Origin of the sequence: Hymenobacter perfusus (assembly GCF_003944765.1) — a bacterium.
In the GTDB taxonomy this organism is placed as follows: domain Bacteria; phylum Bacteroidota; class Bacteroidia; order Cytophagales; family Hymenobacteraceae; genus Hymenobacter; species Hymenobacter perfusus.
The window spans coordinates 36,884-61,742 of sequence record NZ_RWIU01000008.1; the positions used below are offsets into that span (position 1 = coordinate 36,884).

Genomic DNA, 24,859 nt, shown 5'->3' on the forward strand with positions numbered 1-24,859 from the left:
TCGGCACACCGGCACATCACCAGTATAGCTACCGTAAAGGTGAAGACAAGATGTTAAATATCGAGCATATACTTCATTGATTTTGCATAAAAAAGCCACATAGAGGTTATTTTATCTAACACTTGCCTTGGTTTATGGAGAAGATGTCAATACAAGATTTGCCCCAGAGCATCGTTTTATTAGGTGCTGGACGAGTGGCCCAGCACCTGGCGCCGGCCCTGGCCGCTGCCGGACACAGCATAGTAGGCGTGTGGAGCCGGACGCCGGAATCGGCGGCGGCGGTGGCCGCTACGGTGCCCGGCGCGGCAGTACTGGATAGTCTGCAGCATCTGCCGGCGGCGGCCGTGTACCTGCTGGCCCTGCCCGATGCGGTGGTGCCGGAAGTGCTGGCGGCGGCTCAGTTTCCGGCGCGGGCCCTGGTTGCCCATACGGCCGGGGCATTGCCACTTTCCGTCTTTGCGGGGTATTCCCACATTCGGGGTGGCGTGTTCTACCCGCTCCAGACGTTCAGCCCCGGCCGTCAGATTCAGTGGCCCGCCGTACCGCTGTGCCTGGAAGCAGCGGATGCCGCTGGGCTGGCCACGTTACGCGCGTTGGCAGCCTCGCTGAGCCAGGAGGTGCGGGAGCTGAGCTCGGAGCAGCGGCTGCAGCTGCACATGGCTGCCGTGTGGGCCTGTAATTTCCCCAATCATCTGCTGGGAATCAGCCACGCGTTGCTGGCGCAGGCCGGACAGTCCTGGGAATTGCTGCACCCGCTCATCCGGGAAACCGTGGATAAAGCCCTGGCCTTACCGCCCTTTACCGTCCAAACCGGCCCCGCCGTGCGCTATGATGCCGCTACGCTGGCCCGCCACGAAGCAGCCCTGGCGACTCATCCCGACTGGCAGACGCTCTATAAAGAGCTGACGGCAAGTATTCAGCGCATCGCTGCGGGGGTTGGGACAAACAATGAGGCGGGCAAGCAGCTTTGATTCGGGGGGAGGCGTGCGTACCTTCGCACCCGCATTTTTGCTCCGATCTACCTAGCATTCCGTCGTGAAAGCCGTAAATATTACCTTCAAGTTTCAGGACGGCCAGCCCGACCAAACGCATGTGGCCGCCGAAGGCGAATCGGTGCTGGATGTGGCCCTCAACAACGATATTCAACTGCAGCACAACTGCGGCGGGGTATGTGGTTGCAGTACCTGCCACGTCTACATTCTACAGGGCGAAAACGACCTGCCCGAAATTTCCGATAAGGAAGAAGACTTCATTGACCGGGCCGTGGACCCGCGCATCAACTCCCGTCTGGGCTGCCAGTGCGTGATGCAGGGCAACGCGGATATCGTGGTGCTCATTCCGCCCCAGAACTTCCTCGGCCACTAATTCAGAGAGTTGAGTGATGAATGCTGAGTGATGAATTGGATGTTGTCCGGTTCCTGCTTCAATTCATCACTCAGCATTCATCACTCATCACTCAATCAGAATGAATCATTTCGAGCCCCCGATCAAGTGGAGCGACCATGAGGATATTGCCATGGCGTTGTACGAGAAGTTCGGTGACGACTTCAGCGAAGCTAAAATCTACCGCATCCGCTTTACCGAGCTGCTGGAATGGGTACTGAGCCTGCCCAACTTTGAAGGCACCCGCGAGCAGGCCACCGAAGGCCACCTGGAGCAGATTCAGGCCAAGTGGGTGTACGAGTGGCGCGATAATCAATAATTCAGCAGTAGTGCAAACACTGAGTAACCGGGCTGACTACACAGGCGGCAGGGTTGCTCAGTGGCGTTTTTGAAGCATATGGATGCAACGCTGGTTCCGGCCGATTTGTCGGTCATCAAGGTTTTTATCTTCGACGTAGATGGCGTGCTGACCGATGGTACGCTGCTCGCGTTCAACTCCGGTGAGCAGGCCCGCGCCTTCCATATTCGGGATGGGTACGCCGTGCGCCACGCCCTGCGCAAAGGGTACCGGGTGGCTGTTATTTCGGGCCGGGAGGAGGAGGGCGTACGCAGGCGGCTGGAGTCGCTGGACGTGCGCGACATCTACCTGGGGGTAGACGATAAGATGAAAATCTTCAACAGCTACCTCAATACCTACCACCTTGAGCCCACCAGCATTGCCTACATGGGCGACGACATGCCCGACATTGAGGTAATGCGCCGCTGCGCCGTAGCCGCCTGCCCCGCCGACGCCGCCGCTGACGTGCGCGCCATCAGCAACTACATAGCCGCGCTGCCCGGCGGACACGGGGCCGTGCGGGAGCTGATCGAAGCCGTTATGAAGCTCCACGGTACCTGGTAGCTGAATGCCCTTCCGTAAGTAGATAAGCCCGGCTTTGAGGCTGTTAGCCCCGGTTGTACCCTGTGCAGCCGGGGTTGTGCTTTTCTGATTTCCCTCTATATTTACCCGTATCATTAACCTACTTCTTTTCTTTTTTTCATGAAAACAGGAACCGTAAAATTCTATAATGAGTCGAAGGGCTACGGCTTCATTACGGAAGACGGCACGAATGAAGATTTCTTCGTTCATGTGACCGGCCTTAACGGGGGGCAAATCCAGCAGAGTGACCGGGTAGAGTTTGACACGCAGGAAGGCCGTAAGGGCGTTAATGCGGTGAATGTGAAGCGCCTGTAAGTAACGTTTACACCCGGTTTTACCACATGGGTTGGCCCCTTCCGAAAATCGGGAGGGGCTTTCTTCTGCACCCTGCCGAATAGGAATGCATCTTTGCGTGGCCAGTTCCCCGCAGTTTTTCTTCCGCTATGCCCACCCCCCCCCATTCTGCCGCTCACCTCCCGCTAGCGCCGGCCACCGCAGGGGCGTTGCCGGAAGCCGGTGGGTGGCGGCAGCTGGCCCGGCTGGTACGGTTGCCCAACCTGCTGATTATGGGGCTGTGCATGGTACTGGTGCGGGCTTGTCTGTTGTTGCCCGATGCTCCGTGGCGGCAGGTGCTGGCTCCCGGTTTCGGCCTGCTGGTACTGGCGGCTCTCAGCGTAGGAGCTGCCGGCTACATTATCAATGATTACTATGATGTGAAGATTGACGCTATCAACCGGCCGGGGCGGCTGGTGGTGGGCAAAGCCGTCAACCGCCGGCATGCTATGCTGGCACACCTGATATTATCGGGGCTGGGTGTGGGGCTAAGCGGGTGGTTGTCGCCGTGGCTGGGGCTGGTCAATCTGGGGTCGGCACTGTTGTTATGGGGATATTCGGTGCGGTTTAAGCGCGTGGCGCTGGTCGGCAACGTGAGTATTGCCACCCTCACAGGGGCGCTGGTGCTGCTGCCCGAGCTGCAGTTGCGCACCGACAACCAAGCCGTATGGAGCTACGCACTGGCGGCGTTTCTGCTGACAGTAGTGCGCGAAATTGTGAAGGACGTGGAGGATATGCGCGGCGACGCTCAGCACGACTGCCGCACGCTGCCTATTGTGTTGGGAGTGCCGCGCACGAAATGGGTAGCCGGCTTTTTCCTGCTGTGCCTGGTCCTGCTGGTAGCCGGAGCTGCCTGGCAAACGCTGCTGGGCCGGCAGTGGGGGCTGGGCGGGTGGCTGCTGGCTTTGGTGCTGCTGCCGCTGCTGGGTCTGGGCTACCACCTGCGCCGCGCCGACCGCAAAATGCACTTCGCCCGCCTCAGTGCCTGGTGCAAATGGGTGATGCTGGCGGGGGTGCTGTCGATGGGCTGGCTGGCGGGTTAGGGGGCAGAATGTAGCACAACACTAGCCGCCCGGCAACCGTGACGCCGGCTGTTGCGTTAGGGCCTATTACGGCGGCGGATTTCAGCGTATATCCAGGCTGAATACCCCAGTGGGCCGCGCCGTACTGTCCTCCCCATCACCTTTTCTGACCCCAAGCCATCTACGTATGCGCTTTCTCTACCCGCTGCTGGCGCTAGGTGCGCTGGCCGCGCCGGCTGCCTGGGCGCAGTCGGCTCCCGCCGTCCTTGCTCCGGCTCCCGAATCAGTTCTGCTGGCATCTGCTGCCCCAACCCAGGCTCCCGAAACGCCTATTGAGGGCGCGCCAGTAGGCCTTACCCGCGCCCTGACGCTTGGTGCTACTACCAAGTCAAAGCTCAAGCTTACCCCCGATGACCCGGACGACCCGAGCTTCATTCCGGTGCCCATTGTATTCTATCAGCAGGAAACCGGCCTGGCGGGCGGGGCGGCTATTCTGCCGGTGTGGCGCTTCGGTAAGGATACCACGGTGCGCAAGTCCAATGCTCGTCTGATTGCCTGGATTTCGCAGGAAAAGCAGACCACCGTACAGCTCACGCACACCATTTTTACCAAGGAGGAGAAGTTCTACTTCTCGGGGGAGGCCAGCTACTACGACCTTGCCTTCAACTACTACGGCCGCGGCAACGAGACCGATAAGGACGTGGAGTCGCACATTCAGTACCCGCTCATCGTGTTCGATGAGAAGGCCTTAGTGAAAGTGGTGCCCAACCTGTTTGTAGGTGTGCGCTACCGTTACACCGACCTGGGTAAAGTAGAATTGAAAGACCAGGAAGGTAACACGGCCCCGTATTTCGCTATTCCGGCCGAGCAACGGGCCGGCTACGTGACTTCCGGCGTGGGTCCGGCCCTGCTCTACGACAGCCGCGACAACGTGCTGGCGACCTATACGGGTAACTTTGTGGACGCGCACGTCCTCTTCAATGGCGGTGGGCTGGGTTCCGATTACAACTTCACCCGCTACATGGTGGATGCCCGGCACTTCACTCCGCTGTTGGGTTCCAACAATACCATCCTGGCCGTACAGTTCCTGGGTCAGTACCACACCGGCTCGGTACCGTTCCGCGAGTGGGGCGGCATGGGTGCCACCCTGGGCGGCTCGCTTTACAACAACGCTTACCTGATGCGCGGCATCTACGAGGCGCGTTTCCGCGACCGTCAGTTCACTACAGCGCAGGCCGAAATCCGGCAGAAACTGTTCTGGCGCATCGATGGCGTAGTATTCGGAGCGGTGGGCCAAGTGGCTCCGGCTCTGGACGACTACAAGCTCGACGCCATGAAATTTGCGGGCGGTGTGGGCGGCCGGTTCCGCTTCAACCGCCGCGACCGGCTCAACATCCGCCTCGATTACGGCGTGGGCTCAGGCGGTAACTCCGGTATCATCTTCGCCGTCGGCGAAGCCTTCTAACGCCCATTTTTCCCGCTGCAAAAACCAGTTGCTCCCCCCTTTAGACTGGCTGCTGACGCGTTAGAATAGTAACCAATTACGCAAAACAGCGCACTTCACGAAAAGCGGCTAACCGCCGCTAAAAGGTATCCGCTGCTTGGCTATCCAGAAAAACCCCCGAACGGAAGTTTGGGGGTTTTTCTGCGTTTAAGCTCTACCGTAGCGGTTTCATTTGCTAAATGAGGTAGCTTTTGACGAGCCAGCCGCGTACAAAGCCGCACATGGAACACGCCACTCCCTTGCGCTTTCACGCTGAAGTATCCGCCGGAGCAGCCGCTTTTCATTGGCCGGCCATATTTGCCGAGGTTCAGCCGGCTCCGACGCTGCGGGCCTGCGTGATTATCCCTGCCAAAGATGAAGCCCCGGGGTTGCCGGCCACCCTGGCGGCCCTGGCCGCGCAGGTTGATGCGCGGGGCCGCCCATTACCTGCCGGCTACTTCGAGGTTTTATTATTGGTGAATAACAGCCAGGATGCTACGGCGCAGGTGGCGCGCGCGTTTGCGGCCCGGCACCCACAGCTGGCGCTGCACGTTGCCGAAATTCAGCTGCCATCTTCGGAAGCGCACGTGGGCCGGGCCCGCCGCCTGCTGATGGATGCGGCTCTCCGCCGGCTGGAGCTGGCTGGCCAGCCCGGGGCCTTCATTGCCAGTACCGATGCCGACACGCAGGTAGCGCCCGATTGGCTGGCTGCCACCGCAACGGAGCTGGCTGCCGACGCCGATGCCGTTGGTGGCCGAATTCTGATGGCCGATGCCAACCCGGCATGTCCGGTGCGCCGCTGCCAGCTGCGCGACGCCACGTATCAGCTGTTGCGGGCGCACCTGGAAGCCTTGCTCGATCCGGTAGCTCACGACCCCTGGCCCCGGCATCATCAGCATTTTGGGGCCAGTCTGGCAGTTACGGCGGCGGCTTACCGGGCAGTAGGTGGGTTGCCTGTGGTGCCGCACCTGGAGGATGAGGCCTTGTACCAGTTGCTGCTCCTGCACGATTTGCGCGTGCGCCACAGCCCGGCCGTGCGGGTATTCACTTCTAGCCGTCAGCAGGGCCGGGTGGAGGTGGGGTTGTCGTGGCAGCTGCGGGAATGGGCCAGCCTGGGCCGGCAGGAGCCGTTGGTACCGCACCCCGCCGCCTGGGCCGCCGAGCTGCGGGCGCGGCGGGAGTTGCGGAAGACGTGGCAGGCAACGGATTCAAGGCTGCCTCACATGTCACCGGCTCAGACCTTCGAAGGGTTCTGGCGTCAGATACAACCCAGCCTGCGGGCCGCCGAAGAGAAGAAATACCCCGCTATTCCGCTGCGTGAAGCTATAACCGAGCTGCGCCAGTTGCTGGCTGCTGGGGCTAGGAACGGGTTAGATCTGGCGCGCGTACCAAAGTCAGCCTGCTTTGTAGGCTAACCTTTGTCAAGCTGGTTTACCGCCGGGCCAGCACGTCCAGCCGGTACTGCGCGTGGCGCTGGCCGCTGACGTGCAGCAACGGGCCGTCGGGGCCAGCCCGCTGCAGAAAGAACTCGTGCACGTCGTCGCCGGTAAGCGGGTAGTCGTGGACCGGAGCGGTCCAATGCACCAGTACCAAGTGGCCCCCGGGGCGTAGCGCCGTCAGCATCCGGCTGGCAGCGCGCTCCAGATCAGCCGGGCTCCAGTAATACCCCACTTCCGAAACCAGAATCAGGTCGAACTCCCCGCCCGGAAACTCCTCCGGTACGCGCAGCAGTTTTAGCTCTACCTGCGGGAGATGCGCGCACCGCTGCCGGGCGCGCTCCAAAGCGTTGGCGGCTACGTCTACAGCCAGCAAATGGCCGCAACGGGTTGCCAGCTGCTCGGTAAGCACCCCCAGGGAGCACCCGATTTCGAAGGCCGCCGCGTAGTGTTGCTGCGGCAGGGCAGCCAGCGTCGTGGCATACTTTTCCCGCTCGTACGGGCTGGTTTCGAAGTTCCAGGGGTCCTGGTTGGCCCGGTATACGTCGTCGAAATACGTGGGCGGCAGCGTATTAGGTTGATTCGGGTTGGGCTGCATAAGCGGCAGATGAGGTTAGTCGATTATGGTTTCCAGGTAGACTTCCACGGGCCGGGCGAAATGCGCCAGCATACTCGGGGCCAGCGTAAAGCCGGTAGGGTCGTCATCAATGGGGGAACCGGCCAGCTGCGACTTGTGGGCGGCAATGGCCCGCTGTTTCTGCGCCAGCACCGGCCCGATATCAAGCTGCCAGCCCTGGACTTCACCGGGTTGAGGCAAATCGGCGGGGGCCGCCCGTTCCCAGGCCCACACTATGTACTCCAGCAGGCGCGGGGCGGGCGTCAGCTGCGCCAGGGCGGCCAGGGCCAGCTGATACGTGGCCCGATGGTCGTGGTGCGGGTCGCGGCGCCAGGGTACCAGCACCGTCTCGGGCTGCGTGTGGTCGAGAAACTCCACCAACTGCTGCACGGCCGCCGTGCCGGCCGGGGCCTCGGGCGCAGGAACCGCACCATCGGGCAGATTGAGCGCAAACAGGGCTTGGGCCGGGACGCCCAACTCCGTGAGGGCCGTGCGCAATTCCTGCTCGCGGAGCTGCTGCCGGGCGGGGGCGGGAAACTTGCGGGAATTCGGGTGCGACATAGTACCGTCGCTGACCAGCACGCACCACACGGGCTGCCCGGCCTGCCGCAGCAGCGCCAGGAGCCCTCCGCACCCCAACGATTCATCATCGGGGTGGGGGGCCAGTACGACGGTAGGGCCGAGCGTGGCAGCGGTGGCGGTCGGCATCAGCGGGTAAGCGGCAAAATCAAAGGCAGGCATAGGCGTGGTAGTAGAGAGAAGCGGAGAGAAAGGGGCGTTACGGCTGCCAGAGCTCATAGGCCGGTGCGGTTTGTTCCAGGGCGTAGCGGCCGGCGTCGGCCAAAGCAGCATCCGGGGCGGGCTGGCGCAGGTAGTGGGTCAGGTCGCGGTGCAGGCGCTCGAAAGGCTCGGGCCGCAGCAGGCCCCGGGCTCCCACGCACCGCTCGGCCAGCGGCAACACCCGCAGGCAGATATCCTCGATGGCCGAGCGCACCAGGTTGGCATGGGCCACTGTGGCCTCGGCGGCGGTTTCAGCATCGGGGCGGGCGGCAAACCCGGCGGCGGCCTGCATCCAGTGCTGGGCCTGGGCAATGAGCAGGCTCATTTCGCCGAGCCGCTGCCGCTGGTAGGGGTCATCGGTACGGCCGAACTGCTGCAGAAACCGGCGGGTTTCATCGAACACGGCTTCGGCCCCGCCCGCCTGCACGGCCGCAAACCGGATGGCCCCGCCGCTGAACCAGGGCTGGCGGTAGTAGTCGCCGGGCTGGCCCAGCAGGTCCTCAGCCCCGACTTCCAGCCCCGTAAAATCTACCCGGAAGCTGGCCGAGGCCCGCATGCCCAGCGGTTGCCAGAACTCGGAAGCATAGCGCGGCACCTGCTCATCAGCGGGCAGGATCAGCATCTGCCAGCCGCCGTCGGGCAAAGCGGCCGTGAGCAGCGGGCGGGTAACGTGGCCGGCCCCGCTGCCGAAGGTTTTGCTGCCGTGCAACCGGTAACGGCCGTCGGGCAGCGGCTCCAGCTTCACCCCATCGTGGGCCTCCGTATTCCAGACCCCGAACAGATGCCCCTGGGCTGCCTCCTGCGCCCACCGCGCCACTTGGGCCGGCTGCCCAAACCGTTGCAGTAGCTGCAAAGCATTAACGTGGCCCTCGTATACCCGGCCCACGGCCAGGTTGCCCCGCCCGATGTGGCGCAGTGTGCTGAGCAGGGCCGCCGTGTGGGCCGTTTCGCCGAGGCCGTTGCCGCCTAATGCCGCCGGCAGCGGAGCGGTAAGGAGCCCTGCTTCGTGCAGCCAGCCGAACTCCTGGATCGGGAAACCGCCTTCCACATCGGAGTGCGCGGCCTGGGCCAGCAGGCGCGGGGCCAGGGCGGCGGCCCGGTCTTCGGCGGCAGCCACTGAAACAGTAGCGGTAGTCAGAGCAACGGATTCGGGCATAGAAAGGAGGAAAGCGGACTGGTTACGGCTATACGGCGGTAGCCGGTTTCGGGTCAGAAAGGAAGCCGGCGCGGCGGCAAAACCCCGGTTTTCGCTTCGCCAATCCGCTTGCTGCCGCGCTGTTAATAATTCCGTAACACCGGCTTCGGCCGGTGGCCCTACCTTCGCGCAGCATTTCACACTCACCTCTTACCCCGCCTGTCATGTCGCAGCCCATTCGTTCCGCGCTTGTTTCCGTCTACTATAAGGACCGTCTGGAGCCGTTGGTGGCGCTGCTCAAGCAGCACGGCGTGACCATTTACTCCACCGGCGGCACCCAGCAATTCATTGAGGAGCAGGGCGCGCCTGTTACGGCGGTAGAAACCCTGACGGGCTTCCCGTCCGTGTTCGGTGGCCGCGTCAAAACCCTGCACCCCACCGTATTCGGGGGCATTCTGCACCGCCGCCACGAAGCCGGCGACCTGCAGGAGGCCAAGCAGCACCAGATTCCGCCCATTGATCTGGTGGTGGTGGACCTGTACCCCTTCGAGGAAACCGTGGCCTCGGGCGCGCCCGAGGCGGACGTCATTGAGAAGATTGACATCGGCGGAATCTCCCTGCTGCGCGCCGCCGCCAAGAACTTCCGCGACGTCCTGGTGGTCAGCTCCCGCGACCAGTACGCGGCCGTAACCGAGCTGCTGACGGCCAAAGGCTGCGCTACCGACCTGGAGGACCGTCGCCACTACGCGGCCGCCGCCTTCGAGGCCACCTCGCACTACGACACCCAGATTTTCCGGTACATGGCCCAGGGCACCGAGCTAAGCGGTGCGGCCCTGAAGCTTTCCGAAAAGCCCGCCACGCCGCTGCGCTACGGCGAAAACCCCCACCAGGCCGGCACCTTCTACGGTGACCTGAACGCGCTGTTCGACCAACTCCACGGTAAGCAGCTCAGCTACAACAATCTGGTAGACGTGGACGCCGCCGTGCTGCTGATGCAGGAGTTTGCCACTGACGGCCCCGCCGCCTGCGCCATCCTCAAGCACACCAACGCCTGCGGCGTTGCCCAGGCCGAGACGTTGCACCAAGCCTACCTCAATGCCCTGAGCTGCGACCCGGTTTCGGCCTTCGGCGGCGTAATCATCGTGAATAAGCCCGTGGATACAGTCACGGCCGAAGAGCTGAGCAAGCTGTTTTTCGAGGTGCTGATTGCTCCCGCATTCGATGAGGCTGCCCTGACCATTCTGCAGGGTAAGAAGAACCGCATTCTGCTGCGTCAGAAGCCGGTACAATTCCCTGACAAACAGGTGAAAACCCTCCTAAACGGCGTGATTGAGCAGGATTTCGACCGGGTAGTGGAAGGAGCGCAGGAGTTTCGCACCGTCACCGAATCGGCCCCAACGGCCGAGGAAGTGGCGGCCCTGGAGTTTGCCCTCAAAATCTGCAAGCACACTAAGAGCAACACCATCGTGCTGGCCCGGGCCGGGCAGCTGCTGGCTTCCGGCGTAGGGCAAACCTCGCGCGTGGACGCCCTGCGCCAGGCTCTTGAGAAGGCCCGCAGCTTCGGCTTCGACCTCAACGGAGCCGTTATGGCCTCTGATGCCTTCTTCCCCTTCCCCGACTGCGTGGAAATTGCCGGCGCGGCCGGCATCCGGGCCGTGGTGCAGCCCGGCGGCTCCATCAAGGACCAGGACAGCATTACCGCCGCCAACCAGATGAACATGGCCATGGTGCTCACCGGCGTGCGGCACTTCAAGCACTAAGCGGAAAGATCAAGTCGACTTCCTGCAAGCTCCGGTCGTTCTCCAGGGACGGCCGGAGTTTTTTTCAGCCGAGACGGAGAATTTTCAGGCCGGTTAACCGGCCCCGGGTAGCTGCCGGGCAATGAATTCGGGGTTTGGGCGTTGGGTACGCCACCGGCGCCCGTCGGGATTCCCGCAGTGGGAAAGTACGGGCGCGCGGCTGCTTCATATTGATAAGCAGAGGTAACGGGCTTCGCTGAAACTTGCTTACTTTTGCCCCCACTTTTGACGGGCGCAAACCGCCCGTTCTCATTCACTTGCCGTTACTCGATGGGTTTCTTCAATTTTCTGACCAGCGACATTGCCATTGACCTGGGCACGGCCAACACGCTCATCATTCACAACGATAAAATCGTGGTGGATGAGCCGAGCATCATTGCGAAAGACCGCACTACTAATAAGGTAATTGCCGTGGGTCGGCAGGCGCAGCAAATGCACGAAAAGACCCACGACAACATCAAAACCATCCGGCCCCTCAAAGACGGCGTTATTGCCGACTTCCACGCGGCGGAGGAGATGATTAAGGGGCTGATCAAGATGATTGACACCCGGAATCGGCTGTTTCAGCCTTCTCACCGCATGGTTATCTGCATTCCGTCGGGTATTACCGAGGTGGAGAAGCGCGCCGTACGGGACTCCGCCGAGCACGCCGGAGCCAAGGAAGTCTGGATGATTCAGGAGCCGATGGCTGCCGCCATTGGTATCGGCATCGACGTGGAGCAGCCCGTAGGTTCGATGATTATCGACATAGGGGGCGGCACCACCGAAATTGCGGTTATTGCCCTCTCCGGTATCGTCTGCGACCAGAGCATAAAGACGGCCGGTGACGTGTTCAACCAGGATATTCTCGACTACATGCGTCGGCAGCACAACCTGCTCATTGGCGAGCGGAGTGCCGAGCGCATCAAGATTGAAGTAGGCGCGGCCTTGACCGAACTGGAAGTAACCCCGCCCGATTTTGAGGTGCGCGGCCGCGACCTGATGACCGGTATTCCGAAGGTGATTAAGGTAACGTCCTCAGAAATTGCCATTGCCCTCGACAAATCGGTGGCCAAAATTGAGGAAGCCGTACTGAAGGCCCTGGAAATTTCGCCGCCCGAACTGTCGGCCGACATCTACGAAAATGGCATCCATCTGACCGGCGGCGGCGCCCTGCTGCGCGGCTTGGATAAGCGTTTGGCCGCCAAAACCAAGCTGCCCATCCACATTGCCGAGGACCCGTTGCGCGCCGTAGTGCGCGGTACCGGGGCTGCCATCAAAAATATCCAGGCCTTCCGCGGCGTGCTGCTGACCTAGAATTGAGATAAGCAGAAGTGAGAAGTGAGACGTTTGTTCTGGCACCCAATTGTGGTGGTTTGAACGAAGTCTCACTTCTCACTTCTCACGTTCTCACATCTCCCCTCCATGAATAACCTGCTCGCCTTTCTGTTTCGCTACCGGGGTATCCTGGTATTTGCGTTGCTGGAGGTGTTGAGCTTGTTTCTGCTGGTGCGCAACAGCACGTATCAGCGGGCCGCGTTCTTCAATTCCTCCAACGCCTACGTGGGGCAGGTGCTCGACTGGCGGGCTCAGATTCAGGGCTACTTCCGGTTGGTGGATGTGAACCAGAGCCTGATGCAGGAAAACGCCCGGTTGCGCCAGCAACTCTACCGCCCCGACCTGAGCGGCCGGGTGGCCGATTCGCTGCCGGTAAGCCAGGACAGCACCACCCAGGCCCGCCTGGCCCTGCTGGGCCGGCCCGATTCGCTGCTGCTGGGCCTGCGCCAGCTGGCCGCCCACGACCCCGACTACCCGCTGATTCCGGCCCGCGTGGTGAGCAGCACCCAGCGCCGCGTGGACAACTACCTGACTCTGAACGTCGGCTCCGTCGATGGCGTGAAGCAGGGGATGGGCGTGGTTTCGGCCGATGGGGTGGTGGGCCGGGTGAAGGTGACCTCGGAGCACTATACCACCATTACCTCGGTGTTGCACTCCAAATCCACCATTTCCGCCCGCATTCAGCGCGACGGCACCATCGGTACCATCCGCTGGCTCGGCGACGACCCGACGCACGTCCTGCTCGACAACGTGCCCCGGCAGAACAAGCTAGTGCGCGGCGACACGGTAGTGACGTCGGGCTACAATGCCGTGTTTCCGGAGGGTGTGCTGGTGGGCCGGATTGAGTCGTTTGTGCAGGAGCCGGACAAGAATTTCTGGACCGTGCGGGTGCGGCTGGCCGTTAATTTCTCGCGCCTGACCTACGTATATGTGGTTACGAGTCGGCCCAAAATAGAGCGCGACACGGTGGAAGCCCGGGCCGGCATCAAACCTGAAGCGGAGGAACGACCATGAGAGGCGGCGTATTCGAAATTCTGTGGCAGGCCCTGCGCGGCATCCTATACATAGCCCTGTACGTGCTACTCATCAGCGGCACCGATTTCGTGCTGTTCAACCTGGGCTGGTGCTTCATCTACCTGGGGTTTCTGCTGTTTCTGCCCATTGCCACGCCCATTGTGGTGCAGCTGCTCATCGGCTTTCTGACGGGCATTACCATGGACCTGTTCTTCGATACCGGCGGGGTACATGCCGCCGCTGCTGTGCTGCTCATGTACCTGCGGCCCTGGGTATTGCGTCTGCTTACCCCCCGCGACGGGTACGATGCGCAGGATGCGGTAAACATCCACCAGATGGGCTGGCAGTGGATGGTGGTGTACCTGGCTATGCTCACGGCTATTCATCACACGGCATTTTTTCTGCTCGAACTGGGTTCCATTCAGGTACCGGGTATTGCACTGGCCAAAATCGTCATCAGTACCCTCTATACCGGTCTCACGCTGCTCATCATTCAGCTGGTGTTCTTCCCTACCCGCCGCCGCAGCCGGTAGGTCGGGAAGAAGTAACCAACTGTACATTGCGAGCGGAGCGAAGCAATCCTTCCTTCTTGGAGTCTCAAGCTCTGACCTACTCAAAAGCCCCTAGTGCTGGCACAGACGTCAGGGCTTTCTGTATGTCAATGCTTTGTGCAATGGAAAGGAAGGATTGCTTCGCTCCGCTCGCAATGACGCACTTCCCCGCCTGCCGGAGTATCTTTGTTGTCCCGAAGCCTGCTTCGGAACCCGTTACCTTTCAGACTTTTCTGCTTTGCAATACCTCGAAGGCCGCAAGTATGTGGTCCAGGCTATTTTCCTGGCCGTCGCGCTGGTGTTTGCGGCGCGACTCTTTTACATTCAGGTGCTCGATGGCAGCTACAAGCTAGCGGCCGACCGCAACACCCTCCAACGCATTGTTCAGGCACCCTACCGGGGCCTGATTTACGACCGTAAGGGCCAGCTGCTGGTGCAGAACACACCGGTATATGACCTGATGGTGACGCCCCGCGAAGTAAAGCAACTGGATACGCTACGCTTCTGCGAGCTGCTGCAACTGCCCCTGGAGGAAGTGCGCGAAGGCCTGCAGGCCGCCCGCAAGTTCAGCCGGGTGAAGGCCTCGCCGCTGGTTCAGAACCTAAGCACGCCCGATCTGGCCGCCATCCAGGACAACCTCATCGACTTCCCGGGCTTCAGCGTGAAGGCGCGGATGGCGCGCTCGTATAACACGCACAGCATGGCCCACGCCCTGGGCTACGTGGGCAGCATCACGCCGGCTTTTCTGGAGAAGCCGCGCTACGCCAAGTACCAGCCCGGCGAGTTCCTGGGCATTACGGGGCTGGAATCCTACTACGAAGACCAGCTGATGGGCAGGCGCGGCGTGCAGTACCGCATGGTGAACGTGCGCGGTATCGAGAAGGGCGCCTTCCGGGGCGGCGAGTTCGATACGCTGTCGGTGGCCGGGCAGGATCTGCACTTGAGCCTCGATTCGGAGCTGCAGGAGTACACCGAGAAGCTCATGGCCGGTAAGCGCGGCTCGGTGGTGGCCCTCGACCCCAAAACCGGCGAAATCCTGGTGTTCGTTTCGGCCCCGATGTTTGATCCGGCCACGCTGTCGGGCAAGGGCATGGGCAACCGCTACATGGAGCTGCTGCGCAACCCCGAGCAGCCGCTGTTCAACCGCCCGCTGATGGCCACCTACCCGCCCGGCTCTACCTTCAAGCTGGTAAACGAGCTGGTGGCTTTGCAAATGGGCGTAGTGACGCCCCAGACCGGCTTTCCGTGTAACTGGAAGCTGGTGCGCTGCACCCACCGCCACGACTACCCCAGCGACGTGGGCATTGCCATCCGCAACAGCTGCAACCCCTATTTCTACCAAGTGATGCGGGCCGCCGTGATGCGCGGCCGTTCCACCAACCGCTTCGAGGATGCCCGCCTGGGCCTGGCCGAGTGGCGGCGGCAGGTGATGCAGTTTGGGCTGGGCGAGAAGCTGGGCGTGGATATGTCGCAGGAGAAAAAGGGCCTGATTCCGTCGTCTGACTTCTACGACAAGCGCAACGGCTACCACCGTTGGAATTTCCGGACGGTGTACTCGCTCAGCATCGGGCAGGGCGAAATCGGTATTACCGGCCTGCAGATGGCCAACATCATGGCCACCATTGCCAACCGGGGCTGGTATTACACGCCGCATTTTGTGAAGCAAATTGGGAAGGGTGGGCCGCTGCCCCAGTACCAGCAGAAGCACACGGTGGGGGTTGATCCGAAGCATTTCGAGGAAATTATTCCCGGGATGCAGGGCGTGGTGGACGGGCGGGGCGGTACCGGCGGCAACGCCAGTCTGCTGGACGTGGGCATTTCGGTAGCCGGCAAAACCGGTACCGTGCAAAACCCCCACGGCGACGACCACGCCACCTTCGCCGCCTTCGCCCCGGCCCAGGACCCCAAAATTGCCATTGTGGTCTTCATCGAAAACGCCGGTTTCGGGGGTAGCTCCGCCGCGCCGCTGGCTTCCCTCGTGATGGAAAAATACCTGCGCGGCAAAGTAGCCCCCTGGCGGCACCGCTGGGAAGAATGGCTACCCGGCCCCGCTGATCGGTTTATTGTCCGTCGTCACTAACTGTTATTCCGCGCTTCGCTCGGATTGACATACTACCCCTTATGTCCACGTCTCCTGCCCGCTATTCTCGTAGCATTGATTGGGTCACGGTGCTCATCTACCTGCTGATGGTAGGCGTGGGCTGGCTGAACGTGTACGCGGCCAGCTACTCGCCCGACGCGCCGGACAATGCCCTCAGCAGCTTAGGCTTTCAGGAGCTAATGGCCTTCAACTGGTTCAAGCAGATTCTGTGGATCGGGACGGCCGTGGTGCTCATCGTGGTGCTGGTCGTCATTGATTCCAAGGCCTACGATACGTTTGCCTTCGTGCTCTACGGGGCCATGATTCTGCTGCTGATCATCACCCCGTTTATTGCCCGGCCCATTGCCGGCTCCCGCTCCTGGCTGGAGCTGGGGCCGGTACGCCTGCAACCGGCCGAGTTTGCCAAGTTTATTACCGCCCTGGCGGTGTCGCGCTACATGGCCGGCATCAACCTGCGGCAGCAGAATTTCCGCGACCAACTGGTGCTGGCTGGCCTCACGCTGCTGCCCCCTTTGCTCATCATTGCCGCCAACGAAACCGGGCAGGCGCTGGTGTTCGGAGCGTTTCTGCTGGCGTACTTCCGGGAAGGCATGTCGCCTTTGATTCTGCTGATTCTGGCCGCCGCCGGGGCCATTCTCATTCTGGCCCTGCTGGTGCCCAAGCTGTGGCTGGTGGGGGCGTTTACTTTGGTTCTGGTGGTGGTTTTTGCCTTCAACTCCAAGCTCTGGCGGCATCATTTGCCTTTGTCGCTGGGCGTGTGGGCGGTGGTAATCGGGATGGTGTTCGGGGTGGATTTCTTCTTCAACAACGTGCTGCAGCCCCACCAGCGCAAGCGCATTGAAATCCTCATCAACCCCTCCGCCGACCCATTAGGCGTGGGCTGGAACGTTACGCAGTCGAAAATTGCCATTGGTTCGGGTGGTTTTGCCGGCAAAGGTTTCCTGCAGGGCACCCAGACCAAGTTCGACTTTGTGCCGGAGCAAAGCACCGATTTCATCTTCTGCACCGTGGGCGAGGAGTGGGGCTGGGCCGGTACCATGGTGACCATCATCCTGTTCATGACGCTGCTGGGCCGCGTTGTGTACGTGGCCGAGCGGCAGAAATCGGTGTTCGGGCGCACGTATGGCTACTGCGTAGCCAGTATTATCTTCTTTCACTTCTGCGTGAACATTGGCATGACCATCGGGCTGGCTCCGGTGGTGGGCATTCCGCTGCCGTTTTTCAGCTACGGCGGCTCCTCGCTCTGGTCGTTCACCACCCTGCTGTTCATCCTTCTCGCCATCGACGCCTACCGCAAACAGGATCTGGAGCGGTATTAGGGGTAAATTGTTGGACCGTTGGATGAGAGACTATCCAGCAGTTCACCCATCCAACAATTTACCCATTTAACCATCCAACGAAGTAGCATGACAGTTGACAGCAACCCGGCACGGCAGAAGCAACCGCGCATTCCGGGCTGGGTGTGGGCCGGGCTGGTACTGTTGCATCTGCTGGCGTTGGGGTGGCAAGCGTGCCATAACACGTACCTGTTCCCCGATTCGGACCGATACGTGCAGGCGGCCCGTAACCTGCGGGAGGCGGGGGTATTGTACGCGCTGCCGCTGCAGCAGCCGCTGGAGTTGCAGGAATACAGCATCCGGCCGCCCGGCTACCCGGTGTTCCTGCTGCTGACCGGCGGGGCCGGGGCAAACTTCCCCTGGCTGACGCTGCTACTGCAAAACCTGCTGAGCCTGCTGAATCTGGGGCTGGCCCTGCGGTGGCTGGTGCGCCTGAGGGGCGGTTTACGGCCCCGGCAGTGGCTGTTGGTGCTGGTCCTGGCCGCTACCGGGCCAGGACAGTTCATTTACGCCAACCTGCTGATGAGCGAGATGCTGCTGCAAACGGCCGTGGTGGTCTTGTGGCTGAGCCTGACGGCGTGCTTCACCCGCAACTGGCCGCTGCGGTGGTGGTGGGCAGCCGTGGGGGCTACGGCCGTGGGACTGCTCAACAAGCCGGTGTTTTTGCCCTTAGTGGTGGTGGTACTGGCCCTGGGGATAATAGCCAGCTGGCGGCAGCGGCGGCCGGCCCTGGTCCTGGTCGGGGCGGTGCCGCTACTGGTAGCCGGCCTCTGGATGGCGCGTAATGAGGCCCGCACGGGCTACTTTCATTTCTCCAGCATTGCCGAAATCAACCTGCTGCGCTACAACGTGCGCGGGGTATTGCAGGCTACGGAGGGCCCGGCAGCCGCCGAAAAATTCGTGCGGGGCACGCTCAGCGCGGCGGCGCGGCGGCCCACCTTCGCAACCCAGCAGCAATACGTGCAGCGGGCCGGGGCCAGTGCGCTGCAACGGCACCCAGTGGCGTACGCGGCCCAGCACCTGCGCGGAATGCTCACGTTCTTCCTCGACCCCGGCCGGTTCGATGTCGTGCATTTCCTGGACCTGGACCCAACGCCCGGGCCGGGTTTGCTGCAACTCGCCAATCAGCGAAGCCCCGGGGCGGTATTGAGCTACCTGAGCCGGTTGCCGCTGGGCCTGCTGGCTGGGCTGGCCGGGCTGCTACTGGCCAACGTGGTGCGCCTCGGGCTGCTGATTCGCTTCGGGCTAAACAACCGCTACCCGGCAGCGGCGCGACTGGTTCTGCTGGGCTTGGTGCTGTATGTGGCTTTGCTGACGGGGCCACTGGGCGCGGCGCGTTTCGTGGTGCCGGTACTGCCGCTGTTGCTGGCCGCCGCCGGGGCCGGGGCCGGCCTCAAGGCCCAGGGGCCAGCGGTTCCGTTGCCGGAGCCGGCCCTAGCAGCCACGCAAACAGCGGGTCGTGGGTGAGGATGAGGGCGGCGGCCACGGCAAAAACCGGCGCTGCTAGGTAGCCCATCCGGCCCAGGTCACCCGACAGCAGCATGTGCACCGCCACGGCCGCCACAAACCAGCCAGCGGGCCGGCCCAGAGCTGGCAGCCAGTTGCGGCGGGCCGCCGCGTGCCGCAACCCGGCCAGCAGCAGCCAGCTGAAAATCCCAAAAATGCTGAAGATTTCCCCGGCTCCCTTTACGGAAAATAGCCGTCGGAGCGAGTACGTGAGGTTTTCTATATGGGCAAAGGCATTTTGTACGCTCTCGGCCGGCGGCGCACCCAGCCGGGCATCCAGCCAGAGCCGAATGGCCAGGGCCGCACCGCCGCCCACCGCCAGCCAGGCCAGCTGCGCCGGCCAGCGTACCGCCCCCCGGCCGTACCACAGTAGCCACGGCACCAGAAATACAAACGACTCCTTGGCCTGAAACCCCAGCAGCAGCGCCGCTACCACTGCCGGCCCTGAGTTGCTCCGGGCCCCGTAAAATGCCAGCCCCATCACCAGCAGATACAGGCTGTCGACCAGCGGCAAGCCCGCCGTGTACATCGCCCACCGGCTCACGAGCACGGCCGCCACCGCTAGTGCCGCCGCCGCCGGTGAGGCCCCGTACAGCAGGCAGCACCGGAACAGCAGCACCCCCAAACCCGCCAGTAGCAGGCTGTTTACTACGTAGAAGCTCAGCCGCAGCGGCCACTCACTGGCGGCCCGCAGCGGCCAGATCCGGGCGTACACCTGCTCCAGCGGCCACGCCACCACGGCCGCTGTTGCCGGCACCAGTACCCGGTAGCGCCGCGTAATGTTGACACCTTCGAACTCGCCCCGGGCCATATGTAGGTAGCTGCGCGTATCAAGGGAGTGGGAAAAATCATAATGCACGTACATGGTATAGCCCGGGCCGGCCACCAGCCCCAGGGCCAGCAGGTACACAAGCAGCCACCGGGGCCAGCGCAGGGAAAGGTCAGGAGAGGGCATGGCTGCAAAGTAACCACCCGAAAACCGGAAACCGACTGGTTGGTGCCAACCCAGCCGCCAGCCTTCAGGCCGGAGCGAGGCTTTGCTAGCTGTTGTTGCTATCGGAGTACCTAGCTGGTGCTAACGCAAACCGGTCCGGCGGCTTATAGCCACCGGACCGGCGCGTGAGGTCAGTGATAAATCGGCTTACGCTCAGCCGCCGAATTTTCGGTCGATCAGGCGCAGGAGCTTGTTAACGTGCTCTTCCTTGCGCACCCACTGGTATTTGCTGGACAGTTCCTCGTTCACGTACCGCTTGGCCGTTTCCGGGTTGGGCAGCGTGTCGAGATGCTGAATGGCGGCGTGGTACTCCATGTTCTCCCCATTGAACAGCTCATTGATGAAGCTGAACCGCTGGTTGATGGAAATAGCCTCTCGCAATGACTCTACTTTCGGCGCTTTGTCGGCCAGGGTAGCGGTGCGGTCCTGGCGCAGGGTTTCGCTCAGCGTCGGCGCGGCAGACTGCTCGGCTTTGAGCTTGGCATACAGTGGTACGGGCGTATCGGTGGCCGGCTCGGCTAAGGGGCGGCGGCTTTCAGCTGCTGGCGGGGTAGGTACCGGGGCGGCGGGGGTAGCTGGAGGCGTAGTGGGCGCGGCGGCAGGAGCAGCAGCGGCAGGTGCCGGAGTGGCTGGCCCGGATGTTGGCTCAGGCGCTGGCGTGAGCGTCGGGGTAGCAGCTGCCGGAGTGGGGGTAGCAGGTGCCGGAGTGGGGGCAGGGGCTGGCGGGATACTGGCTGGCGCGGCCTCGTACAGGTCGTCCTCGGTGAGGGCCAGCAGGCCGTTGAACTGCTCCACCACGGCCGCTACGGGCTGCATCTGGCTCTGAGCAGCCTCCTGGTGCAAACGGAAGCGGCTGACCAAGTAGTCGCGCTCCTGCTCCTGGCCGGCGGGCAGCGTGTCGAGAAAACTCTCAAACACAGGTTTGTTCACATCCAGATAGCGTAACGATTCGCGCAGTTGCTCCGGCGTGCAGGCGCTGGGTTCTCCCACCAGCTTGCGGGTGAAGGTGTCGGCCGGGTCCAGGCAGCCGGTCAGCGTATCGGTAATGGCCTCGGCCAGCAGCGGCTCGAAAGCCGGCCGGCTCAGCTTGATGCGCCGCGACAATACGTTCATGAACTGGGTGAGAGCCTGGCGCACGTCGGCATCCTCAAAATCGAAGTAGGGGCTGCGCAGCTGGGCCATTTCGGCGGTCCACTTGCCCAGCAGCTGTTGCAGCACGAATAAGTTGACCTGTCGAATAGGCGTGAAGCGCAGCACTGCCGGCCCATCGAGGGTAGCCGTGGGGCGGGCCCCGAAGTACTGGTCGCAGAGCAGCGCCGCCAGCAGGCGGCCGTATTGTTCACGCTTGGCGTGGCTATATTTGGTTTTCATCGAAAGCCTGATTCAAGCGGGCAAGTTAGGGAAAATGCCCACGCTGCTAATTGAAAATCTGCCCTCCGACGCCATTTTCGTGCCTTCGGGGAGCACCCTGCTGGCTGCCCTGCAAACAGCCGGCCACGACTGGCTGCACGCCTGCGGGGCCCGGGGCCGTTGCACTACCTGCCGGGTGCAGGTGCTGTGCGGGCTCGACCTCCTAACGCCCCTTACCCCCGCCGAGTTGCGCTACCGGGAAGCGGGCCGCCTCTTGCCCGACGAGCGCCTGACCTGCCAGGCCCGTTTGCCCGAGGGCACCATAACCGCCCATGTGCCCCGCGCTACGCAGCTGCCGCATGTGCAGTACACGCAGTGAATAGTTTATGCTTCTGATTGCCTGAGCTGTGCGCCCGAAGTGTGCTGGCAGATGCGGCCGGCCGGGGGTAAAGTTGTAACTTCGAGTACCGGTTGTGCCCGACTAAGTTGGTACCCGCTTCCAGTCTCTAATTCCCTAATTCACCGATTGTGTTCATTGAACCCCGCGTTAGTACGGGCTCGGGCATTGCTCGCCGGGGCTGGATTGAAGTCGTGTGCGGCTCCATGTTTTCGGGCAAAACCGAGGAGTTGATCCGGCGGCTGAACCGGGCTAAAATTGCCCGCCAGCGGGTCGAAATTTTCAAACCCGCCCTCGATACCCGCTACCACGCCGAGGATGTAGTGTCGCACAACCAGAACAGCATCCGCTCCACGCCCGTGCCGGTGGCCCAGGAAATGCTGCTGCTGGCCGCCGGCTGCGACGTAATCGGGGTGGATGAGGCTCAGTTCTTCGATGAGTCGCTGGTGGAGGTGTGCGTGCAGCTGGCCAACCGGGGTACCCGCGTAATTGTAGCGGGCCTCGATATGGACTTTCAGGGCCAGCCTTTCGGCCCCATGCCGGCCCTCATGGCCGTGGCTGAATTTGTAACCAAGGTGCACGCCATTTGTGTCTGCTGCGGCGAGCTGGCCTCGTACTCCTTCCGCGTCACGGCCTCCGAAGACAAGATTCTGCTGGGCGAAACCGACGCCTACGAGGCGCGTTGCCGCTCCTGCTTTCAGGAAGGTATGAAGGAGAAGCACCCGGAGTCGGTGGTCGAGAAAGTTGCCCGCAATTAGCAGCCGCGTAGTCCGTCGGTAGCATCCTGCATAACATACTGCTCCGGCCTGTAATTCGGATATTCCGCAAGTGACGAGCCGATTGCCAAGCCGTGGAATCCGACAAATCGGGCTAAATCCGTGATTCGCACTAAACCCCGCCCGGCGGCGTTATCTTGCCACTTCACCGCGTCTGCCGCCACTTCTTGCCGATGATTCCAGTGTTACGCTTGTTCCGGGGGGCCTGCCTCGCGGCTTTTCTGCTGACTGCCACCGGGGCTACGGCCCAGTCTACCGCCGGTTACGGCGACTGGCAGCTGCACCTGCCCACCACCCAGGCCAAAGCGCTGGCCGACGTCGGTGACCGGGTGTACGTGGCGGCTGAGGATGCCTTTTTCTACTTCGATAAGGAGCTGAACACTACGCAGCTATTATCGCGTCGAGACGGGCTCAACGACGTGGGCGTCAGCGCGCTGGCCTACGATTCGGTAACCCAGCAAGTGGTGGTGGCTTACCGCAGTGCCAACCTCGACCTGTTGCAGGCCGGCACGGGCAAAATCGTCAACCTCAACGATATTTCCCGCAAGGAAATCAACGGTGCCAAGACTATCAACAACATCCACATCAACAGCCGCCGGGCCTATCTGGCGTGCAGTTTCGGGGTTGTTGTGGTGGATCTGGCCCGGCTGGAAATCCGGGATTCGTACACCAACATCGGGCCGGGTGGTACGGTGGTGCAGGTATTTGCCACAGCCGTGGCAAACGGGGTGCTGTTCGCGGCAACCTCTAACGGCCTGATGCGGGCAAACCTCAGCGGCAACCCACTGGACTACCGTAACTGGACCACCGACCTGCCGGCCCGGGCCGGCAACCCCTACCGCACGCTGGCTGTGCAGGACGGCCGGGTGGTGGCCGGTATCAACGGCGAGCGAATGGTGGCCTACACGGCCGGTACGGGCTGGCAAACGGTAAGCGGAGCTCCCACGAATGTGCAGTTTCGCCAACTCACCCCTTCCCGGGCCGGTTTGCTCATTACCACCAACAACAACGTAGCTGTCCTGAACCTGACCACCGGCACCACCAGCCTGGTACTGCGGCCCGCCCTGCTAATCAATCCGCAGGCGGCTTTGCGGGCCAGAGGCGGCACGTATTTCCTGGCCGATTACGCCAACGGGCTGTTGAAAACCACCGACGGGGTGCAGGCTGAACAGTTTCTGACCAACGCGCCGGCCACGGCCCAGGCCTTCAGCGTGCTGGCTGATGGCCGCTCCGGCAAGGTGAACATTTTCACGGGCGGTTACGGCGAAAACTACCTGCAGCAGGATTTCTATCGGGGGTTCTTCGAGTATGTCGATGGCCGCTGGACCAACTTTACGCCCGCCACCCAGCCCAGTCCGGCGCAGTACCCTAATCCGAAAGACGTGGTGCGCGGCACCCGTACGCCAGATGGGACGCTGTATGTGGCCAGCTACGGCAACGGGCTGCTGGAGTGGAAAGGAGTAGGCGACTTCCGGTTATTCAATCCGACTACGAACCTGCCCAACCCGCTACGTAGTGCTATTGCCAACCCCACTTTTACCCGCGTAACCGACCTGACCACCGATGCAGCGGGAAAAGTATGGGTGATTAACCGCCACCAGATTGTCGGGCAGCCGGGCGTATTCATCTTCGACCCGGGGGCCAATAGCTGGCAGATCATCGACTACTTCAGTGGCAGTGAGAATCTGGAGCGCCTGGTGCTGGATAACGCGGGCAACATGTGGGCCGCCGGCAGCCGCCGAAGCGGAGTAAATATTGTGGCCTACAACCCGGAAACCAAAGCCACCCGCTATTACTCGCAGGCCTTTGGTCCCGATAATTCCTCCCTGAGCTTTGCGGATATCGTCAACGACGTGGTGAAAGACCGCACGGGGGATATCTGGGTGGCGACTAATAGGGGGCCGGTTGTATTCAACGACCCGCTCAGTGCGTTTGAAAGTACCCTGGACCTGACTTTTCGGGTGCCGTATGTGCGGCGCGGGGCCGGGGCCGGCTTCCCTACGCTGGTCAACGAGCGAATCCGGGCTATTGCCGTGGATGGCGGCAACCGCAAATGGTTTGGCACCGACCGAGGGTTGTGGCTTTTCAGTGCCGACGCTGACGAAGCTCTCCAGCACTTTACCACCGACAACAGCCCGTTGCCTTCCAACCAGATTGTGGACGTGGAAGTGAACGATAAAACCGGCGAAGTATTCGTAGTGACGGATGCCGGCGTGGTGGCGTACCGTGGCGACGCCACGATAACGGAAGGTAAGCCCAGCTGCGCCAAAGTATTCCCGAACCCCGTCCGGACTGACTTTACGGGCCAAGTGGGCATTGCCGGGCTGACCAACAATGCGCCCGTCAAAATAACGGACGTAACCGGCAAGCTCGTGTACCAGACCACTGCCAATGGCGGTACCGTTACCTGGAACCTGACCGACTACAACGGCCGCCGGGTGCAGTCGGGGGTATATTTGGTGATGTCTTCGGATGCTGACGGTAAGAATGGCTGTGTGAGCAAAGTTGCCGTAGTAGAACGGTAGAAGGAAAGCGAATTAAACGGCTGGATAGGCTGTTAAATAGCGGATTTCTTCCCGTAGCAGTACTGGGCTGCCGGTTGTATTAGCC

The 24,859-nt window shown here is 62.0% G+C and carries 23 protein-coding genes; 18 read left to right on the forward strand and 5 right to left on the reverse strand.

Annotated elements, in window-relative coordinates; genetic code table 11:
• The first annotated feature begins 143 nt into the window (after positions 1–143).
• From EI293_RS18960 to EI293_RS18995, 8 genes are all read left to right on the forward strand, one after another.
• A complete protein-coding gene (locus EI293_RS18960) occupies positions 144–971 on the forward strand; it encodes a Rossmann-like and DUF2520 domain-containing protein (RefSeq protein WP_170170443.1) in 828 nt (275 codons plus the stop codon).
• 64 nt (positions 972–1,035) lie between these two features.
• Positions 1,036–1,365, forward strand: coding sequence for a 2Fe-2S iron-sulfur cluster-binding protein (locus EI293_RS18965; RefSeq protein ID WP_044000890.1), 330 nt, complete (start codon positions 1,036–1,038; stop codon positions 1,363–1,365).
• Positions 1,366–1,465: 100 nt separating this feature from the next.
• Positions 1,466–1,702, forward strand: a complete 237-nt coding sequence (gene iscX / locus EI293_RS18970) for a Fe-S cluster assembly protein IscX (protein WP_125440131.1) — start codon at positions 1,466–1,468, stop codon at positions 1,700–1,702.
• Between the two features lie 78 nt (positions 1,703–1,780).
• Positions 1,781–2,284, forward strand: coding sequence for a KdsC family phosphatase (locus tag EI293_RS18975; RefSeq protein WP_125440132.1), 504 nt, complete (start codon positions 1,781–1,783; stop codon positions 2,282–2,284).
• 138 nt (positions 2,285–2,422) lie between these two features.
• Positions 2,423–2,617 (forward strand): cold-shock protein, encoded by a 195-nt coding sequence (locus EI293_RS18980; RefSeq protein WP_125440133.1) that lies wholly within the window; start codon positions 2,423–2,425, stop codon positions 2,615–2,617.
• Between the two features lie 128 nt (positions 2,618–2,745).
• The gene (locus EI293_RS18985; protein ID WP_125440134.1) at positions 2,746–3,678 is read left to right on the forward strand and encodes a geranylgeranylglycerol-phosphate geranylgeranyltransferase; all 933 of its coding nucleotides are present in this window, start codon (positions 2,746–2,748) and stop codon (positions 3,676–3,678) included.
• Positions 3,679–3,844: 166 nt separating this feature from the next.
• Positions 3,845–5,122 (forward strand): BamA/TamA family outer membrane protein, encoded by a 1,278-nt coding sequence (locus EI293_RS18990; protein ID WP_125440135.1) that lies wholly within the window; start codon positions 3,845–3,847, stop codon positions 5,120–5,122.
• Between the two features lie 260 nt (positions 5,123–5,382).
• Entirely contained in the window at positions 5,383–6,555 is a 1,173-nt protein-coding gene (locus tag EI293_RS18995) for a glycosyltransferase (RefSeq protein ID WP_125440136.1), read from the forward strand.
• Between the two features lie 16 nt (positions 6,556–6,571).
• On the opposite strand, the gene EI293_RS19000 is transcribed toward EI293_RS18995, so the two are convergent.
• The 3 genes from EI293_RS19000 to EI293_RS19010 are packed head-to-tail and all read right to left on the reverse strand — an operon-like array spanning position 6,572 to position 9,128.
• Positions 6,572–7,174: a class I SAM-dependent DNA methyltransferase gene (locus EI293_RS19000; protein WP_125440137.1), complete on the reverse strand. Its 603-nt coding sequence runs from the start codon at positions 7,172–7,174 to the stop codon at positions 6,572–6,574.
• A 15-nt stretch (positions 7,175–7,189) separates the two neighbouring features.
• Positions 7,190–7,933 carry a PIG-L deacetylase family protein gene (locus EI293_RS19005; protein WP_125440138.1) on the reverse strand — a complete coding sequence of 248 codons (744 nt, stop codon included), beginning with the start codon at positions 7,931–7,933 and terminating at the stop codon, positions 7,190–7,192.
• Positions 7,934–7,970: 37 nt separating this feature from the next.
• Entirely contained in the window at positions 7,971–9,128 is a 1,158-nt protein-coding gene (locus tag EI293_RS19010) for an acyl-CoA dehydrogenase family protein (RefSeq protein ID WP_125440139.1), read from the reverse strand.
• A gap of 203 nt (positions 9,129–9,331) precedes the next feature.
• Between EI293_RS19010 and purH the strand changes: the two genes are divergently transcribed.
• The 7 genes from purH to EI293_RS19045 all read left to right on the forward strand — a co-directional run bounded on the left by purH (position 9,332) and on the right by EI293_RS19045 (position 18,693).
• On the forward strand, positions 9,332–10,867 hold the full coding sequence (purH, locus tag EI293_RS19015) for a bifunctional phosphoribosylaminoimidazolecarboxamide formyltransferase/IMP cyclohydrolase (RefSeq protein ID WP_125440140.1): 1,536 nt from the start codon (positions 9,332–9,334) through the stop codon (positions 10,865–10,867).
• Between the two features lie 309 nt (positions 10,868–11,176).
• Entirely contained in the window at positions 11,177–12,202 is a 1,026-nt protein-coding gene (locus EI293_RS19020; protein WP_125440141.1) for a rod shape-determining protein, read from the forward strand.
• 108 nt (positions 12,203–12,310) lie between these two features.
• Positions 12,311–13,237: a rod shape-determining protein MreC gene (mreC, locus tag EI293_RS19025; protein WP_125440142.1), complete on the forward strand. Its 927-nt coding sequence runs from the start codon at positions 12,311–12,313 to the stop codon at positions 13,235–13,237.
• Positions 13,234–13,770, forward strand: coding sequence for a hypothetical protein (locus EI293_RS19030; protein ID WP_246010736.1), 537 nt, complete (start codon positions 13,234–13,236; stop codon positions 13,768–13,770). Before mreC ends, EI293_RS19030 begins: the two co-directional genes overlap by 4 nt.
• Before the next feature lie 256 nt (positions 13,771–14,026).
• Positions 14,027–15,868: a penicillin-binding protein 2 gene (gene mrdA / locus EI293_RS19035; protein ID WP_125440143.1), complete on the forward strand. Its 1,842-nt coding sequence runs from the start codon at positions 14,027–14,029 to the stop codon at positions 15,866–15,868.
• Positions 15,869–15,909: 41 nt separating this feature from the next.
• Positions 15,910–17,208 (forward strand): rod shape-determining protein RodA, encoded by a 1,299-nt coding sequence (gene rodA, locus EI293_RS19040; RefSeq protein WP_125440144.1) that lies wholly within the window; start codon positions 15,910–15,912, stop codon positions 17,206–17,208.
• 87 nt (positions 17,209–17,295) lie between these two features.
• A complete protein-coding gene (locus tag EI293_RS19045; protein WP_125440145.1) occupies positions 17,296–18,693 on the forward strand; it encodes a hypothetical protein in 1,398 nt (465 codons plus the stop codon).
• Here the strand turns inward: EI293_RS19045 and EI293_RS19050 are convergent.
• Positions 18,620–19,687, reverse strand: a complete 1,068-nt coding sequence (locus EI293_RS19050; protein ID WP_125440146.1) for a hypothetical protein — start codon at positions 19,685–19,687, stop codon at positions 18,620–18,622. The genes EI293_RS19045 and EI293_RS19050 overlap by 74 nt on opposite strands.
• A 192-nt stretch (positions 19,688–19,879) precedes the next feature.
• Positions 19,880–21,097 (reverse strand): hypothetical protein, encoded by a 1,218-nt coding sequence (locus EI293_RS19055; RefSeq protein WP_125440147.1) that lies wholly within the window; start codon positions 21,095–21,097, stop codon positions 19,880–19,882.
• A gap of 34 nt (positions 21,098–21,131) precedes the next feature.
• Here EI293_RS19055 and EI293_RS19060 point away from each other — a divergent pair, with 34 nt between their 5' ends.
• The 3 genes from EI293_RS19060 to porZ all read left to right on the forward strand — a co-directional run bounded on the left by EI293_RS19060 (position 21,132) and on the right by porZ (position 24,774).
• Entirely contained in the window at positions 21,132–21,455 is a 324-nt protein-coding gene (locus EI293_RS19060) for a 2Fe-2S iron-sulfur cluster-binding protein (protein WP_125440148.1), read from the forward strand.
• Positions 21,456–21,604: 149 nt separating this feature from the next.
• Entirely contained in the window at positions 21,605–22,231 is a 627-nt protein-coding gene (locus tag EI293_RS19065; protein ID WP_125440149.1) for a thymidine kinase, read from the forward strand.
• A 191-nt stretch (positions 22,232–22,422) separates the two neighbouring features.
• Positions 22,423–24,774, forward strand: coding sequence for a type IX secretion system anionic LPS delivery protein PorZ (gene porZ / locus EI293_RS19070; protein WP_125440150.1), 2,352 nt, complete (start codon positions 22,423–22,425; stop codon positions 24,772–24,774).
• Positions 24,775–24,859: the final 85 nt, after the last annotated feature.

What these genes read in the sequence shown, in the direction of transcription:
- EI293_RS18960 (WP_170170443.1), top strand. Translation starts at nt 144, where the DNA reads ATGTCAATACAAGATTTGCCCCAGAGCATCGTTTTATTAGGTGCTGGA.
- iscX (WP_125440131.1), top strand. Translation starts at nt 1,466, where the DNA reads ATGAATCATTTCGAGCCCCCGATCAAGTGGAGCGACCATGAGGATATT.
- EI293_RS18975 (WP_125440132.1), top strand. Translation starts at nt 1,781, where the DNA reads ATGGATGCAACGCTGGTTCCGGCCGATTTGTCGGTCATCAAGGTTTTT.
- EI293_RS18980 (WP_125440133.1), top strand. Translation starts at nt 2,423, where the DNA reads ATGAAAACAGGAACCGTAAAATTCTATAATGAGTCGAAGGGCTACGGC.
- EI293_RS18985 (WP_125440134.1), top strand. Translation starts at nt 2,746, where the DNA reads ATGCCCACCCCCCCCCATTCTGCCGCTCACCTCCCGCTAGCGCCGGCC.
- EI293_RS18990 (WP_125440135.1), top strand. Translation starts at nt 3,845, where the DNA reads ATGCGCTTTCTCTACCCGCTGCTGGCGCTAGGTGCGCTGGCCGCGCCG.
- EI293_RS18995 (WP_125440136.1), top strand. Translation starts at nt 5,383, where the DNA reads ATGGAACACGCCACTCCCTTGCGCTTTCACGCTGAAGTATCCGCCGGA.
- EI293_RS19000 (WP_125440137.1), bottom strand. Translation starts at nt 7,174, where the DNA reads ATGCAGCCCAACCCGAATCAACCTAATACGCTGCCGCCCACGTATTTC.
- EI293_RS19005 (WP_125440138.1), bottom strand. Translation starts at nt 7,933, where the DNA reads ATGCCTGCCTTTGATTTTGCCGCTTACCCGCTGATGCCGACCGCCACC.
- EI293_RS19010 (WP_125440139.1), bottom strand. Translation starts at nt 9,128, where the DNA reads ATGCCCGAATCCGTTGCTCTGACTACCGCTACTGTTTCAGTGGCTGCC.
- purH (WP_125440140.1), top strand. Translation starts at nt 9,332, where the DNA reads ATGTCGCAGCCCATTCGTTCCGCGCTTGTTTCCGTCTACTATAAGGAC.
- EI293_RS19020 (WP_125440141.1), top strand. Translation starts at nt 11,177, where the DNA reads ATGGGTTTCTTCAATTTTCTGACCAGCGACATTGCCATTGACCTGGGC.
- mreC (WP_125440142.1), top strand. Translation starts at nt 12,311, where the DNA reads ATGAATAACCTGCTCGCCTTTCTGTTTCGCTACCGGGGTATCCTGGTA.
- EI293_RS19030 (WP_246010736.1), top strand. Translation starts at nt 13,234, where the DNA reads ATGAGAGGCGGCGTATTCGAAATTCTGTGGCAGGCCCTGCGCGGCATC.
- rodA (WP_125440144.1), top strand. Translation starts at nt 15,910, where the DNA reads ATGTCCACGTCTCCTGCCCGCTATTCTCGTAGCATTGATTGGGTCACG.
- EI293_RS19045 (WP_125440145.1), top strand. Translation starts at nt 17,296, where the DNA reads ATGACAGTTGACAGCAACCCGGCACGGCAGAAGCAACCGCGCATTCCG.
- EI293_RS19050 (WP_125440146.1), bottom strand. Translation starts at nt 19,687, where the DNA reads ATGCCCTCTCCTGACCTTTCCCTGCGCTGGCCCCGGTGGCTGCTTGTG.
- EI293_RS19055 (WP_125440147.1), bottom strand. Translation starts at nt 21,097, where the DNA reads ATGAAAACCAAATATAGCCACGCCAAGCGTGAACAATACGGCCGCCTG.
- EI293_RS19060 (WP_125440148.1), top strand. Translation starts at nt 21,132, where the DNA reads ATGCCCACGCTGCTAATTGAAAATCTGCCCTCCGACGCCATTTTCGTG.
- porZ (WP_125440150.1), top strand. Translation starts at nt 22,423, where the DNA reads ATGATTCCAGTGTTACGCTTGTTCCGGGGGGCCTGCCTCGCGGCTTTT.